The sequence below is a fragment of the Sinorhizobium sp. FG01 genome, from assembly GCF_002531875.1.
Lineage (GTDB): Bacteria > Pseudomonadota > Alphaproteobacteria > Rhizobiales > Rhizobiaceae > Sinorhizobium > Sinorhizobium fredii_C.
The window spans coordinates 58,516-73,556 of the sequence record NZ_NWTB01000013.1 but is presented as its reverse complement, the minus strand read 5'-3'; the positions used below and the strand labels follow the sequence as shown (position 1 = coordinate 73,556).

Annotated in this window: 13 protein-coding genes and 2 pseudogenes; 3 read left to right on the top strand and 12 right to left on the bottom strand. The window is 59.3% G+C overall.

Going from position 1 to position 15,041, the window contains the following annotated elements; all coding sequences use genetic code 11:
* Positions 1-16 precede the first annotated feature (16 nt).
* The 3 genes from CO656_RS21650 to CO656_RS21635 all read right to left on the bottom strand — a co-directional run bounded on the left by CO656_RS21650 (position 17) and on the right by CO656_RS21635 (position 2,685).
* On the bottom strand, positions 17-1,045 hold the full coding sequence (locus CO656_RS21650) for a substrate-binding domain-containing protein (protein WP_097527097.1): 1,029 nt from the start codon (positions 1,043-1,045) through the stop codon (positions 17-19).
* A 366-nt stretch (positions 1,046-1,411) separates the two neighbouring features.
* On the bottom strand, positions 1,412-1,711 hold the full coding sequence (locus CO656_RS21645) for a DUF982 domain-containing protein (protein WP_097527096.1): 300 nt from the start codon (positions 1,709-1,711) through the stop codon (positions 1,412-1,414).
* 257 nt (positions 1,712-1,968) lie between these two features.
* The gene (locus CO656_RS21635) at positions 1,969-2,685 is read right to left on the bottom strand and encodes a Crp/Fnr family transcriptional regulator (RefSeq protein ID WP_037426622.1); all 717 of its coding nucleotides are present in this window, start codon (positions 2,683-2,685) and stop codon (positions 1,969-1,971) included.
* A gap of 261 nt (positions 2,686-2,946) precedes the next feature.
* Here CO656_RS21635 and CO656_RS21630 point away from each other — a divergent pair, with 261 nt between their 5' ends.
* Both CO656_RS21630 and CO656_RS21625 read left to right on the top strand, forming a co-directional pair.
* Positions 2,947-3,153 carry a hypothetical protein gene (locus CO656_RS21630; RefSeq protein WP_097527094.1) on the top strand — a complete coding sequence of 69 codons (207 nt, stop codon included), beginning with the start codon at positions 2,947-2,949 and terminating at the stop codon, positions 3,151-3,153.
* Between the two features lie 59 nt (positions 3,154-3,212).
* A pseudogene (locus CO656_RS21625) lies at positions 3,213-4,003 on the top strand (alpha/beta hydrolase).
* A 275-nt stretch (positions 4,004-4,278) separates the two neighbouring features.
* Here the strand turns inward: CO656_RS21625 and CO656_RS21620 are convergent.
* Positions 4,279-4,539 (bottom strand): annotated as a pseudogene (locus CO656_RS21620) (carbonic anhydrase); the annotation flags it as partial.
* Between the two features lie 975 nt (positions 4,540-5,514).
* Entirely contained in the window at positions 5,515-6,294 is a 780-nt protein-coding gene (locus CO656_RS21615) for a response regulator transcription factor (protein WP_103452575.1), read from the bottom strand.
* Positions 6,295-7,231: 937 nt separating this feature from the next.
* Here CO656_RS21615 and CO656_RS21610 point away from each other — a divergent pair.
* Positions 7,232-7,714 carry a tetratricopeptide repeat protein gene (locus CO656_RS21610; RefSeq protein WP_234819551.1) on the top strand — a complete coding sequence of 161 codons (483 nt, stop codon included), beginning with the start codon at positions 7,232-7,234 and terminating at the stop codon, positions 7,712-7,714.
* 223 nt (positions 7,715-7,937) lie between these two features.
* On the opposite strand, the gene CO656_RS21605 is transcribed toward CO656_RS21610, so the two are convergent.
* The 7 genes from CO656_RS21605 to CO656_RS21575 all read right to left on the bottom strand — a co-directional run bounded on the left by CO656_RS21605 (position 7,938) and on the right by CO656_RS21575 (position 15,033).
* Positions 7,938-8,486, bottom strand: a complete 549-nt coding sequence (locus CO656_RS21605) for a hypothetical protein (protein WP_097527154.1) — start codon at positions 8,484-8,486, stop codon at positions 7,938-7,940.
* Between the two features lie 133 nt (positions 8,487-8,619).
* Positions 8,620-9,912 (bottom strand): AAA family ATPase, encoded by a 1,293-nt coding sequence (locus CO656_RS21600; RefSeq protein WP_097527093.1) that lies wholly within the window; start codon positions 9,910-9,912, stop codon positions 8,620-8,622.
* Positions 9,913-9,929: 17 nt separating this feature from the next.
* The gene (locus CO656_RS21595; RefSeq protein ID WP_097527092.1) at positions 9,930-10,871 is read right to left on the bottom strand and encodes a type II secretion system F family protein; all 942 of its coding nucleotides are present in this window, start codon (positions 10,869-10,871) and stop codon (positions 9,930-9,932) included.
* Between the two features lie 9 nt (positions 10,872-10,880).
* Positions 10,881-11,834, bottom strand: a complete 954-nt coding sequence (locus tag CO656_RS21590) for a type II secretion system F family protein (RefSeq protein ID WP_097527091.1) — start codon at positions 11,832-11,834, stop codon at positions 10,881-10,883.
* Positions 11,831-13,282 (bottom strand): CpaF family protein, encoded by a 1,452-nt coding sequence (locus CO656_RS21585; protein WP_097527090.1) that lies wholly within the window; start codon positions 13,280-13,282, stop codon positions 11,831-11,833. The genes CO656_RS21590 and CO656_RS21585 overlap by 4 nt, the downstream gene beginning before the upstream one ends.
* Before the next feature lie 18 nt (positions 13,283-13,300).
* Positions 13,301-13,834: a L,D-transpeptidase gene (locus tag CO656_RS21580; protein WP_234819545.1), complete on the bottom strand. Its 534-nt coding sequence runs from the start codon at positions 13,832-13,834 to the stop codon at positions 13,301-13,303.
* A gap of 56 nt (positions 13,835-13,890) precedes the next feature.
* A complete protein-coding gene (locus CO656_RS21575) occupies positions 13,891-15,033 on the bottom strand; it encodes a pilus assembly protein (RefSeq protein ID WP_097527089.1) in 1,143 nt (380 codons plus the stop codon).
* Positions 15,034-15,041: the final 8 nt, after the last annotated feature.

Here is a 15,041-nt window from a genome sequence, read left to right as displayed (position 1 = left end):
TGGCTTGAATCCGGGGTTACTCCTCGATGCCCTTCGTACCGCGACGCTTCAGGTACTTGTCCCAATAGAAGTCGTCGGCATTTTCGGCCGTCACGATGGAGAGGCCGTTGTCGACGACGGGGATGCTCATCGGGTTGAAGCCGGAGCGCTTCGCGTCGTTCATCGGATCGATCAGTTCCGGATGCTTGGCAAGCCAAAGCAACATGAAGCCCATATAGCCCTGCATTCCCTGGTTCGGGTTGATCGAACCGAAGACCTCGCCGGCCTTGATCATGTCGAGGATATTTGCGTTGACGTCTGCGCACATGACGAGGACCTTTCCACCGCTTTCCTTGTTGGCCTGCGCGGCGCCGATCGCCGAATTCGCTTCCGGCATGAAGACGGCGCCGAGGTTCGGATTGGCCTGGATGATACTATTGAGGCCCTGATAGGCCTTGGTCGGATCCTGGTTGGAGGCAGCACGGCCGACCAGCTTCATGTCCGGCCACTTTTCCTCCATGCGGCCGATGAAGGCCGCGATGCGCTTGTCGTGATTGTCCTGGCCCGGGTTCTCGAGAACCGCATATTCACCCTTGCCGCTCATCTTCTCGGCGATCGCGTCGGCGGCATAGATGCCTTCGCGGGTGTTGTCCGAAGTGATGAACGACACGCGCTTGGAAAGCGGCGAGTCGGCCGCGAAGGTTACGACTGCCGTGCCCTGGCCGATCGCCCGGTTGATCGGCTCGATGAATGGGTCGGAGTTCATTGGATGGACGAGAATGCCGGCCGGGTTCTGTGCCAGTGCCTGATCGAATGTGGCAATCTGTTTGTTAACGTCATATTCCGGCGTGCCCGTATATTCCGTCTCGCAGCCGAACTGCTGGCCCGCCTGCTTGAACATTTCATAGACCGGGAACCAGTATTCGACGCCAGAGACCATGACGTTCATGACGTATTTTTCGCCGGGCTTGCAGCGGAACGGGTTCTCTGTCTCGGCGGCCGCGGAATCGGCAAAAAGCGTTGCCGCAAGGACCGCCATTGCGGTCGTGCTGAAAAAAGTGCGCAAGTGTCCTCCTCGAGGCCGAAGCCCCTCCCAAAAATCCCGAGGGCGCCAACCCGACGCCGATCTCAGTGAAGACCGGATTTCCTCCTCGAAGTCCGGTATGGACAGCTAAACGCAAAGCGCTTTGCCTGTCAATATAATTCACTGCATGAATTATAATTCACCGACGGCCGGTGACATGACAGGCGTCATCGATCGAGGCGCAAGCGATGGAATCGCCGGCTCTATCATCTCGGTCCCTAGGTGAGCTTGTCCGTCTAGGTCAGATGCCGCCCTTCCCCAAAAGCCACCGCCGCGAACGAGAGTCGTTGAAGTGAGGTCGTCAGGACCGTCTTTGGATGCGGATGAGGTCAGGAATTTACGCTAGTTTCAGTACCGCCGCCGCGCAGAGGTGCTCTTGAGCAGAGCCGGAGTGTGACTGCCACGGGTCTCCGCAAATGGCATCGATGCCTCTATACAGGCATCGATAAATGATAGCCTTGCCACCTCGGCTGTCTGAAGCCTCGACAACGCCGCACGGCAATCCCTGACTGCTTGGTAGTAACGTCTTCCATGGTTTGGCCACTCGTTCTCGAGGAAGTCGAGGGCGTCATACGGGCCACAGAACCGTCGCTCTATGCCGTTTTGCAGTCTTACCGAAAGGGCTATTCGCCAGGGGATCTCCTTCATTGAGACCTCCCATCTATGAACCTGCTATCCAACCAGGAGGCGCACGTGTCGTTCCACCGCGCGAGCCGTCAGTCCGATTCCGTACGCTGGACGAGCGAGGATGGAGCAATCTCGATTCGTGCCCTACTTTACATACCGCACACTAATGGCTTGCGCATTGATGACCTGCCCCTCGGCAAATGCTCCGAGGGGCTTTTTTAGCTCCGAAGATGAGCGCTGAAACATCTATTGGCGCGACTTGGAACTTCGTTCCGGACTCAGAAAAGCCCTGTCATAAGCCGCTGATATTCCGCTTCCGGCTTACCATAGGCGTCCCGGGCGAACTCCTCGAGGGCCTGTCTGTTCCGGATGATGATGTTCCCCCTGACCGAGCGAATGAAGCCGTTTCCTTCCAAAATATGCAGCGCGGTGGTGACGCTTGGACGACGAACGGCGAGCATCAGCGAGATGAACTCGTGTGTCAGAGGAATTTCGTCGCCTGAGACACGGTCATGACACATCAGCAGCCACCTCGCCAATCTCTCGTCCACCCCGTGCACGGCGTTCGAAATGGCAGTGTAGGTAAGCTGAATCGAGAAGGCCTCGATGCACCGGATCATGACCTTTGCGAAGTTCCGGTTACGATCCATCCACTTCCGGAATGCGGTGAACTCCATCCGGTAAGCATCTCCTTCGATCTGCATGATGACGTCGTGGACGCTTAGCTCAACACCCATCGCCGCAGAGGTTGGAATGTAACCTTCACGCCCGAAGATGCCCGCCTCTGCTCTGTTGCCTTCCGGCGTGGAGGCGACCAGCGAACCGATGCCGGATGTGAGATAGTAGACATGCTCGATGGGATCGCCGGCCGTTGCCAGCAACGACCCTCTCGCCACATTGACGGGGTCGAGATCGGGCGCGATCTGGCGATAGTCGGGCTCGGGGAGCAGGGTCAACAACTGATTGTTGATTGAGGCTTGGGAAGGAACTGCCATAGCCGTTCCCCTAGGCTGCGGAGCCAGGCACCGCGGCGCCTCGCCGCCCCGCTCAGCTCCGACCGAAACGGACCGCACATTAGCATGGAGGCTGCCCGTCGCCAATCTGCAGAGCCACCGTCGCCCATCAGACTCGTCTCCTCGTTCGTACGGTTCCGGACCCTTGATCCGCCAGGCGCTCTAATGACTCGCCATATTGGTGAAGGGGCGTAGACTTTGCGCCGACACCGACCGGCGTTGCCCGGCACAGAGGAAAAGCTGATGAAATCCGAGCGAGTTTGGAGCTGCGACCCAATCGGGCCTGACGAGCTCAAGATGATCGAGAATATTTTCCGAAAGGAACTGCAAGTACGGGCTCTGCCGCTGAAGTCGGAAGAAGCTCACGTCCTTGCCGCGAAGCTGATCGAAGCCTATCAGTCCGGGATTCGCGACACCACGGGTTTAGCCGCCGCAGCGAAGCGGTGTTGAGGGGCCCTGCATGCCGATCAGTCTGGCGCTGAGGCCCTTAGGCGTCGATGGATGACGTCGTGAGCATCGCAAAACTTCTGCTGATGTTGTTGGCTGTGACGACTATCGGCTATGTGTCCCTCCTCGGCGTGACGTACATCTCCCAGAGAGCCCTCCTCTATCCCGGTGCGCAACAGGCGCGTGGGCACGCAAGCTGGGGCGAGACTGTCTATATCATGACGCCGGATGGAGAGAGGCTTTTCGGACTCTACAGCCGGGGCGAACCCCGCAAGCCGGCCGTGCTATTGTTTCTTGGCAACGCTGACCGGGTCGACAATCTCGCTCAAGCGCTGGCTTCACGAGGCATCGGCCTGCTCGCGATTTCTTATCGCGGCTAACCCGGGTCGACGGGGACACCGAGCGAGGTCGGGCTACTCACGGGCGGAGTTGCCGCATTCGACTGGCTTGCTGCAGATCTGAAAGCCAGATCATTGTGCTCGGCCAGTCTCTGGGAAGCGGCGTCGCCGTCGATACTGCGTGGCGCAGACCGGCTATCGCCGTCATTCTCGTTTCTGCCAACCTGTCGGTGCTATCGATCGCTCAGACGATTTACCCCTACTTTCCGGTTGCACTCCTTATCAAGGATCCGTTCCGCTCCGACCTGAGAATAGCAGAGGTCAGGCAGCCGAAGCTGTTTATCCACGGGCGGCGTGACGCTGTCATTCCGCTTTCCTCGGGCGAGGCGCTGTATAAAATCGCACCCAAGCCCAAGCAAATGCTGATCTACGACGGCTCCGGCCATAATGACCTCTGGGACGCCCCGATGGTCGACGACATTATCCGGTTCTTGGAGGGCTTCAACGAGCTCTAGTACCATATCTGAGGGAGCGGACGGCCGCTTTCAGAGTTTCGGTTGATACATTTTACGATTTTCGAAGCAAGAACATATAAATCGCGGCGACTTTCCGCTTCCGGCGCAAATGCCGACATATAATCCGTTCTCACCCTACTGCGACGAAACTGAACCGGACAGATCGACCCGAAGCCGTCGCGAGCGACAGTCCGAGAGAACGTCCCCTGTCGGCCCCGAAGCGGCCTTTAGCTGGCGTTGCTACCCTGCGTCAGCCGCTGTCACTGGCTCTCTGTCAGAATGGCATATTCGATTGCCGAGGAGACCCCACCGTTGAGGGTCGAGAACGGCGGAACGATGTTGCGGGCATTGCGGCAGACGAAGAGATCTCCGGGCCCGGCTTGCGTGATCGTCTCGGGCATCACCCGGCTATCGGCGCAGGATATCATCAAAGCCTGGGGTTGCTGGCCTTCCCTCGCCAGCTTGGGGTAAAGCGCCGATTGGTTGGGAAACACCGCGCCGCGAAAACTGGAGATACCTTTCAGGAGATCACCCATGTTCGGATCCTCTTTCTGGCCGAACGTAGAACTGGGAGGAATGTCTCTCGTCCGGCGGGTTGCAGAAGCGATCTGTTCGCAGGCGCGAAAAAGAACAGCAAAAGGGTGCAGCGCAACCAGCCGCTGCCAAATCACAACCAACAATGCGTAGGGCGTGCATGCGGCCCCCCCGACTGGGGGCATTCCGGACGACACATTATGCGATCTTCTTGGCCCAGAACGCGAACAACCCGTGCACCGGGCTCGTGAAGAGCGGCTCCACTCGCCCCACCTGTGCCGCTGACGGCGACACCTGGAAGGACCGGATTGGCGTCCGAGCCGACCTTCGCCGCAGGTAACCTGCGTGACTGTCTTGCGCCTTCAAGTCGGCCGTAGAACCGGCAGCAGGCCAATGCCTACGAGCTTGCGACGCCCAAGGCCGCACACTCGACGAGACATGCGACCACGGTTCCCCACCTACCTAGCGCCGGTTCGTGAGGATCACCGCACGTCAAACGGTGCCGCGGACCTATTCAACGAGAAAAGCCGCAATCCAGCGCAAGCGCATCCCCGTGACCTATAGCGGCTGCAACCGATTTCAGACGACCTCCACGAAGGCGATCGCTTAGCCGGTTATTCGATTCCTCTGCAAACGGCGTTAACGCGGAGTAATGGGGGGAAGACGCATGAATAGGATCGAACCTCGTTTGCGAGATGGCACTGCTGAACTTCAGGCAAAGAGGAGGCGGACATACTCAACATTCTGAGCAATAGACCAAGTTTGAGATGGCGTTTGGGGCGGCTTCATTGGAACCGGCAGGCTGTCGCCGGCTAAAACTTTCTCGCCCCATCAACTGGTTCGCGCTCAGGCACTTCCTGTGCTGCTGCAGGGCCGAGGGAATTCGCCGCTTTTAAGTCCGCCTGTTGTTCACGATCGACTGATAAGACGCGCAGCGCTGTAGTCGCGGAGCCACGACATTCAAGCCGACACTTGGGTCAGGGCGTCCGCGCGACTGGTGCGGAGCGAGGCGAAACCAGCGTCGCTTCCAAGTAGCGCGACGCCGCCTCCGTCCGATTGCGCACTTTCATCTTCTGGTAGATGTTGCGGACATGCACCTTGACGGTGTTTTCGGCAAGCCCGAGACGATCTGCGATGATCTTGTTCCGTGTGCCCTTGCATACGAGATCGAGAACCTGGATCTCTCGCGCGCTCAGGAGGCTTGGGGCAATGTCGGCCTCGCGTTCCATATTGATATCTTCCGAAATCGCCTGTTTTTGCGCGACAACGCCGCCCCCTGCGAGCGCTCTCGGCACCAGACACCGAAGCAATGCAGCGGGAAAATGCTCGCCGCCCTTCATCAAGAGATCGATGGCGCTGAGGCATACGTCGAGATTGAGATTCAGGGGCAGGACGCCTTGAAGCAACCCTTCGTCGACAAGTTCCGCAATCGACGAGTCGAGTTCGTCCGCATTCTGCACCATCAGGCCGATCGCAGCATTTGGATGGAGCTCGTGAATCGTCCTCATGATTGATGGAAATACTGCCGCCGGCAGACGATAGAGCATGATCAGGCTTACGCCGATAAGATTGCTGGTCAAAAGACCCTCGGTATCGGGAAGGCTTACGACGTCTTGACCTTGAAAACGCATGCTGATCGCCTGCGTCAGACACTCGGACAACAGATCGGCCTTGGCGAGAATGACGACCTTGTTTTTCTTCGGCAACGCCTTATTGCGCTCTTCAGCATTGCTCAGGGTCGAGCTCTTGCGTTCCATTTTGCCCTCCTTAGCACTCTCAAGATCTTGCTGATTACGTGTCGATACTATTCGACCTCATGAAAAAGAAATTTAATTATTGAACTGGCACGCTCTTGAACAATCAATACTTGGTCTAATTGTGTTTTATCGATACTATTAACGAGCGCCATTGTCATTATCGCTAAGTTCCGATAGTTATCGCACCGTTCATTTCTACTCACGATGGACTAGCTCAGATCGCCGTCAACCAGAGTATGGTGCCTAATGAGCGCGCTCATTCGGTCAGAATGCTGCGTCAACGCTCGCCTCACGGTAATTGCGGTTCAGAAATCCCCGAAGGTTCAATCGGGCAGCCGCGCGCCGCGTCTGCCGTCGCACCCGAGAAGAGTGGCCGGATGCGCGGGAATTCCCGGGCTGCGGAACGATTGCCTTTTGCCGCCTGTTGTGACGCGCCCGGAGCAAAGCAGTTTTTTCACAAGGAGAGACGTCGCGCCCCAAAATACCCTTCGATCCTGCCGGGATTGCCGCGCAGGATGAGGGTATTCAAACTTTGCGGCTACAGTTGTTGCTGTAGGCGGAATGCAGTTGTGAAGCTTCCTTCATGCCGGGAATGCGGAGCTCGCGCGCTTACGATTGCTCGCACCACCAACGTCGCAAGCAGACGAGCGAGAGCAAAGCACGACCGGCATCTTCAACTCGCTCCCTCTCCGGGGTTCCCGCTCGGCTTGGCCGGCGGCAAGCAACTGGCTGGACGCAAGCTTCCCTCAGGCAGCGCCATCGCGGCCGGAGGCATGTGTCTCTTTATGGCGACTCATGGCGCGAATTCTTTATTTGTTAGCTTCTATCGCATAAGATTTTACGTGAGCGCGAGCGAGCGTGAGTCTAGGTTGGCCCAGTGTTTAGGGGATGAATATTGACCTATCAAACTCAGTCACGACTTGGTCGTCTTTCGCCATTGCTGTTGGTCGCGCTCTTCGTTTGCGGATGCCAATCGGCTGCTTTCGACGACGTTGCGGCATTTGGCGATAGTGCCAAAACCCTTGAGGACGACTCGGCCGTCGCCTTCTACAAGAACGACGAACTGATCCCGACCGGCAAGTTGCAGTTCAAGGAAAAGAACTACGGCAAATCCTACGCCATATATAAACGTGCGGTTGCCGTTTTTCCGCAGGACCCCGCTGCTTGGCTCGGCTTCGCTGCCTCTGCTGACATGATCGGACGGTTCGACACATCGGATCGGGCCTATCAGCAACTCTCCAAGATGATCGGAAAGAGTCCGGTTTATTACAACAATGTCGGCTATTCCCATCTTCTGCGCGGCGACTTGCCGCGCGCACGCCAGTACTTTCTCAAGGCGTATGAGCTCGACCCTGCGAATGAGACGACGGCGCGCAATCTCGAGCTGATGAAGAACAGCGTCAAATACGCGCAGCGGTAATAGCCGGCGGACTGCCGACCGCATGTTTCGTAAAAACCCTACAGCGCCGCGCGTCTTATCAGACGCGCGGCGCTGTAGTTTTTTTAATTGCCGCATGTCTGTCGATCAATTCTTGGACCGGCTACAAGTTAAGAACTGCTTCAGTTCTATCGCATGTTTTCCGGTCACACGCCGCCGCTGTAGCCTGCGCGTTCTCGCCGCTTTGATTGCCACATTGCTTCGGCTATCGCACCTTCCGCAGGATCAACTTGCCTTCCGGCGAAATCGATCTTTCGTAACGCGGCAAGTTGGATGGGGCGCCCTCGCTCCCGATAGCGGGCAGGCTGCCGTCCTGGGGCTGCAACTCCGTGGCAGCCGTAGTCAGCGAGGGCTCGAGGCGCTGCGTCGCCCCCTTGCCCGGGGCGCTCAGGATAACCGAGCCGCCGGAACTCGGAAGGCCCGAGCGCATTCCGTCGTCCAGCTCCGAGACCGCCTTCTGCAGGTTCTCAACCCGCTGGCGAACGATCGCCAGTTCATCGGCTCCTGCGACCCTGGCGATGTTGCGGCTCTGTTTTTCGAGTTGAAGCTTCAGTCCGTCAATGGAGCGCTTCACGCCTGCGAGTGTTTCGCGGCTTTCTCGGACGTCTGCTGCGTTCTTGGCCGTGTAGAGCAGTATACCGGCGTTCAGCGGCAGAAACACCAGTGCCAGAGCAATGAATGGCGCAGCCCGTTTTCGTACAGGCTCATCCGCTTTTTCGCGTCGCGCGTCGGGTTCGACCTCGATATTCGCCATGCCAACCATCACCTTACTCCGCCGCAAACCGGGCCGTGGCCCCCGAACTACCAAATCCCCGGGACGTCGGGGCAGATGTTGCCGAGGCAAGTGCTCCGCCTCGATACCCATGAATCTTTCCGCCGCCCGACGGCTAGTCCGCCGTGAAGACCCCTTCCCACGCCCGTTCCAGCATCTCCAGCGATGCGACCTTTCGCAATCCGTTGAACGCGCAATAGGACCCGATAAAGTCGAGAAGATACTTCGGATGGTAGCAGGAGCCCAGTGATTCGCCACCGTATTTCCGATCGTAGAACAGCTCCAGGTCCGACACAGACATCTCTACTGCCACGCCTCGCGCATAGGCCTCGAATATTCGGATATATTCTTCTCGAGAAGGATTGTTGACGAATATCTTGTATTTCAGCCGCCGCAGCCCAGCCTCGTCCGAAAGTTCCTTCGGGGCAATGTTGGTCGAAAAGACAACGAGTTCGTCGAAGGGGACTTTGAACTTCTTCCCCGTATGCAGGGTCAGGAAGTCGTAGCCGCGCTCGAGTGGCACGATCCAGCGGTTGATGAGCGCCTGCGGCACCACCTGCTGGCGCCCGAAATCATCGATGATGAAGATACCGCCGGAGGCCTTGAGATGCAGCGGCGCCTCATACACGGTCGAGCCTTCGCTGTAGGCGAGGTCAAGCAGGTCGAGCGTCAGTTCGCCGCCGGTCTTGATCACCGGCCGCCGGCATTCGACCCAACGCTGATCGGCCTTCGGATAGGGCATCCCGTTCACCGGCTGGTGAACCGCTTCATCGTAGAAGCTGATGACGTAACCGCCAACCTCGATGGCATAGGGCACCCAGATCGTCTGTTGGAACAGGCGCGAGGTGCGCTCGGCGATGCTGGTCTTGCCGTTACCGGGCGGGCCGTAAAGCAGGATGGATTGCCCGGAATTCATAGCGGGACCCAGCTTCTCGACCAGCGACGGTGACAGCACCAGCCCCTCGAGGCTGGCGAGCAGGCCGTCCTGGGTCACGCGCTCGTGCTGAATGGACTGCAGGCCGAGTTGGCGACAAAAGGCGTCGAGCGAGACCGGCGCCGGCCCGACATAGGAGGACTGGCGGATGGCTGCATGGGCATACTCCATGCCCTTGGTCGAAAGCGCGTAGCGGATGTCGGACCTAACGTCCTCTCCCGCCAAGCCCCTTGCCTCCATATAGGCGAGCTTCACGAGTTCCTTGATCAGAGGATTGATCACCGCCTTGGGCAGTTTCATCCGTTCCGCCAGGTGCGATGGCGTCACCGTGTCCTGCTCGGTCGCGCATTTTGCGGCGAGCCGCAGCAGGAACGAGAACTCGAGCCCCGTTTCTTCCACGCTCATCGGCGCCAGCGGCATACGGGCGTCAAGTTCCGGAGCGCTATCTTCATGAACCTGATTGAGCGAATGCATGGGAACCTCGCTTTTCTTTAACCGCCCGCCGCGAGGCCGGCGACGAGACTGATGACGCGAATGACGACAGGCACCAGAACGATGACAAGACTTACCGGAAACAGGAAGGCTCCGAGCGGCAGCAGCATCTTGATCGGCAATGCATTGGCCTTTTCCTCCGCCCGGACGACGCGCAGGTCACGCATTTCCTTGCTATAGACCCTGAGCGTCTGCGTGACGCTGGTGCCGAGTTCTTCCGACTGGCGGAAGAGCACCGCAAGTGCCCGCGCCTCGTCGATTCTGAGCCGCGCCGCGAGATTGGCAAGCGCTTCGCGCAGCCGCCGACCGCCGCGCACCTCGAGCATCATGATCGAAAGATGGAGGCCGAAGTCCTTCCGCTTGCTGACGAATTCGCGCGCGACGCGGTTTGCCGCGGCTTCAAGGCTCATGCCCGCATCCAGGCAGACGATCAGCATGTCCATGAAATCCGGGAAGAGACGGCGATACTCGCGCTCCTTTGCGTCACCGCGCCGATCGATGTAGATGTTCACCAGAATAAAGGTCGTGCCGGCGGCGAACATGCCAACAAGCAAGGTCATCATCCGCGTCGTCTCGGGGAAGAAGCGATTGAACGCCCAGACCGTCAGGACCATCATACCGATGCAGACGATCGCGCGGATCGCCTGGAAGGTGGTGACCGCATTGGCGCTGAAATAACCGGCGCGAATGAGCCGGTTCTGCGTGGAATTCACGTTGGTGTCGTGTCGGGTGATCTCGAAATAGCGGCGGATCAGGCGGTTCTCGGCCTCGCCGAGATCCGCCATCGCGCCATCCGCGATATCATTGCCCGTCACCCGCGATTTGGTCTCCGAAAGCCGGACACCCACCTCGCGCCGACGGAAAACGACTTCAGACGCAGCCGCAGAAAAGATCATAACCGAGAAGAAGACGATGAGGTATATACCGTACTCGTTCCACATGGCGGCGCCTCAATACTCGAAGTGGACCATTTTATAGAGAATGACGTTGCCGATCGCCATTACGACGAGCAGCCCCGAAACGATCGTGGTGCCGTAGCCGCTGTTCCAGAGTGGATCGAAATAGGTTGGCGACAGCGCCTTGATCATGCCGTAGAGCAGGAACGGATAGATCGACATGAAGATCGCGGTGATGCGCCCCTCCGCGGAGATCGCCTTGACCTTCGCCTTCAGCATGAACCTGTCGCGGAGCGTTTTCGAGAGATTTTGCAGGATCTCGACGAGGTTGCCCCCGGTCCCAGCCTGGACGCTGAGCGATATGGCTAGGAGATTGAGGTCTTCGACGCCGACGCGGTCGTTAAGATTCATGAGCGCGTCGTCGAGCGTGACTCCATAGGTTAGTTCGTCCGACAGAAGGCCGAATTCGGTGCCCACCGGGTCCGGCATTTCACGTGCCACGAGCGCGATCGCCGCTGGAAGCGGGTGTCCCGCCGCCAGACTGCGGTTGGCAACGTCGAGCGCCTCCGGCAGCTTTTCTGCGAATTTGTGCATGCGCCTGGCGCGCACCCGCCAGACGACAACCGCCGGCACTAGCAGGCAGATAGCAAGGAAGAGCGGTATCCGGACGAGGTTGCTTGGCAGGAAAAACTGAAGTGCCAGCCAGATGCCCATGGCGGCTGCGGCGCCGTAGAGGGCAAATCGCTTGGCATCGAACTTGATGCCGGATTGCACATAGTACCGCCGTAGCCGCTGCATCAAGGGTTGCCACCGAGAGTCCCCGTCGACGCCGCGTGCCTTCAGCATCTCGTGGTAGGTCTCGCGATGGTTCTCGCTCCCCTCGATGAGGCTCAGGCGATGGTTCACCGCCTTGTGGCGTTCCGAGCTTCGGAAATAGCTGCGCAGCAGCGCTTCTGCAGCGACCAGCGCGGCGACGAATACGGCGGCATAGAGGAGGATGAGGGTCATGACTTGCCGGGTCCCGTGTGGAGTGGTTTACCGGGTTCGAAGATCGCCGGGGAAATGATGACTCCCACTTCGGCGAATTCCTCGATGAAACGCGGTCGAAGGCCGGTGGCGCGGAACTCGCCCTGAATGCGGCCATTTTCGTCGGTACCGGTCTTCTTGAAGCGCATGATCTCCTGCATCTGCACGACCTCGCCTTCCATGCCGGTGATCTCGGAGACCGAAACGACCTTGCGGCTGCCGTCGCTCAGTCGCTGCACCTGGACGATAATCGTGATCGCCGAGGCGATCTGCGAGCGGACGCTCAGCTGCGACATCGGCATGCCGGCCATGCCGACCATCTGCTCGAGGCGGCTCACCGCATCGCGCGGTGTATTGGCGTGAATGGTCGTCATCGATCCTTCGTGGCCGGTATTCATCGCCTGCAGCATGTCGAACGCCTCCTCGCCACGCACTTCGCCGACGATGATGCGGTCCGGCCGCATGCGCAGCGCGTTCTTCAGTAGTTCGCGCTGGCGGATCTCGTTGCGGCCGTCGAGGGTCGGCGGTCTGGTTTCCATGCGGCCGACATGCGGTTGCTGGAGTTGCAGTTCCGCGGCATCCTCGATGGTGATCAGCCGTTCCTTCTCAGAAATCTGCGAGGAAAGCGCATTGAGCAGAGTGGTCTTGCCCGAGCCGGTACCGCCCGAGATGATCATCGACACCCTGCCCTTGACCGCTGCGCTGAGCAGAATGCGCATCTGATCCGCCATGGCGCCGTATTCGACGAGGCGCTCGAGCGTCAGCGGCTTGCGGGTGAATTTGCGGATGGAAACGAGCGGCCCGTCGACGGAGATTGGCCGGATCGCGACGTTGACGCGCGAGCCGTCCTTGAGGCGGGCGTCGACCATCGGTGTCGATTCATCGACCCGTCGCCCGACGGCAGAGACGATCTTGTTGATCACCCGAAGAAGGTGATCCTCGTCCTTGAAGCGGACCGCGGTGCTCTCGAGCTGTCCGCGGCGCTCCACATAGACGCTTTTGTGGCCGTTGATCAGGATATCGGCGACGGTTTCATCGGCCAGCAGCGGTTCGATCGGCCCAAGCCCGAGCATTTCGTCAGTGATGTCGCGGACGAGGTCGTTGATTTCCTTGGCATTCAACGGTGAGTTGTTGCGACGGATATATTCCTTGACCAGCGGCCGGATCTCGGCGGCAATCTCTTCCTCGTCGAGTGTGTCAAGGATGCCTAGATTGATCTGGTCCAAGAGGTGGCGGTGCAGGTTGACCCTCTCCGATACCATATCGAGGCCGAGCGGCCCCTGCTCTTCCGCGGTCGCTTCGGTAACCGCTTCCTTCGGCACGGCAGCGACCGCGGCTGCACCATTGGCGGAAATCTCGGCAATCTGCCTGAGCTCCGCACTCTCCTGCGGCGGCTGCTTGTAAAAGCGTCCTATAAACCCGTTCGCCATCAGCCTTACTCCTTACACCTACTTGACGACCACCGTGGCTCCGACCTTCACGCGCTTGTAGAGATCGATGACGTCGGCGTTGCTCATGCGGAAACAGCCGGAGGAGGCAAATTCACCGACCGTCGACTGCTCGTTCGTGCCGTGGATGCGGTAAAGCGTGTCCGCATGGCCTCGGTAGAGATAGATCCCGCGCGCGCCCATGGGGTTGAACGGCCCTGCCGGCACGAGTTCAGGAAGCCCCGGCACTCGCGCTTTCATCTCGGCGGGCGGTCGCCATTCGGGCCATTCGGCCTTTCTTCCGACTTTCACCACGCCGCTCCAACGAAAGCCGTCGCGGCCGACTCCGATCCGGTAGCGCAGAGCACGATCGCGGGAGAGAACGAGATCGAGCGTCCGCTTGTCGCTGAGAACGACAATGGTGCCTGGCGGATGGCTCTGCTCTGCGGTCACAATGGTTGCCGTGCTCGGCCCGAGGCTTCGCGGCACCTGCTGGTTGGCCCCCGCTTCGTCGGCAAGGTCAACCAAGCCAAGGACCAGGGCTGCGCAAATCATCCAGCTCCGCCATCTCCCCTGGCGCCCTGGCATCCTGTTCTCCATCACGCGCGCCCTCATCGTACGAGTGCTCCGAGTTTGCCGACACCGCGGCAGAAGTGAGAACGGGGATTGACCTCGTAGGGCAGCACGCCGCGGTTGAGTGCCTCGCTCAGCGTTTCCCAGTCATAGTCGATGAGATGCGCCTGGGTGTCCTTGAACACCTTGTCGACCTGTTGCCGGCGCAGCCCCAGACTGAACAGGCTGCTGCGGTTCTTGTTGATGACGACGAAAATGGAATCGGAACTGCCACGCAGCCGCGTGAGATTGAGGAACAGATCCTTTGCCTGGTGAAGCGCCGGGATCGTCATTTCACTGACGATCATCACGCTGTTGACCGATCCGAGCACGTCATCCTTCCATGGCGTCTGGTAGTAGGGCACGTCCAGGATGGTCTGGTCGCTCTCGAAGGCGACGACATCGAGCATGCGCAGCACCAGTTCAGCCCCCTTGGGCGAAAGGAGGACGGACGGCTGCTTGAAGGACAGCAGGGAAAAGCCGCCCGAATGGCGCTTGCGCACCAGATCGACGAACTCGACGTCGACCCGCGATGGATTGGCAATGACCGGCAGCAGGTCGTAGTCATTGACGAGATTGAGATACTGCCCGAGCGACCCGGACGAAAAGTCGAGGTCGAACAGATTGACCCGCGGTGCCGAATTCTTCGTCGGCTGCGCCAGAATATGGGCGAGCGAAGAGGCGATCACGCTGGCCCCTGCCCCGCCGACCGCCGAGACGACGGCATGGACGCGGCTGTCGCTCGCGCCGGCTGTCGGCGCATGCAGGGAGATCATGTCGATCAGCGCACGGCGTTCCAACGGCTTTTTCAGCCAGTCGTTGCCATTCAGGCGGAAGAGAAGCCGCAGCCTGTCGTCCCGCAGCTCTTCGGAGACGACCACGAGCGGGATGTTGCGGTTGTCCGTTCGGAAAGCGATAAGCTCGGGCCGTTGCAGGACATCGCCGTTGTCGACGTCGAGGACGATCATGTCGAACTGCGTCGGGTCGATCCGGCCCTTTTCGCCAAGGGCCTCCAGCGCCATGTGCCGTACGTCGTAGCGCGAAAGCGAGCCAAAGGTGTCGAGCATGAAGCTTGCGGCCGCCGCGTCGTCGGAAAGAACGAGGATCTTTGTGGTCGCTACGAAGTTCATATGCGCTGTCATTTCGCATC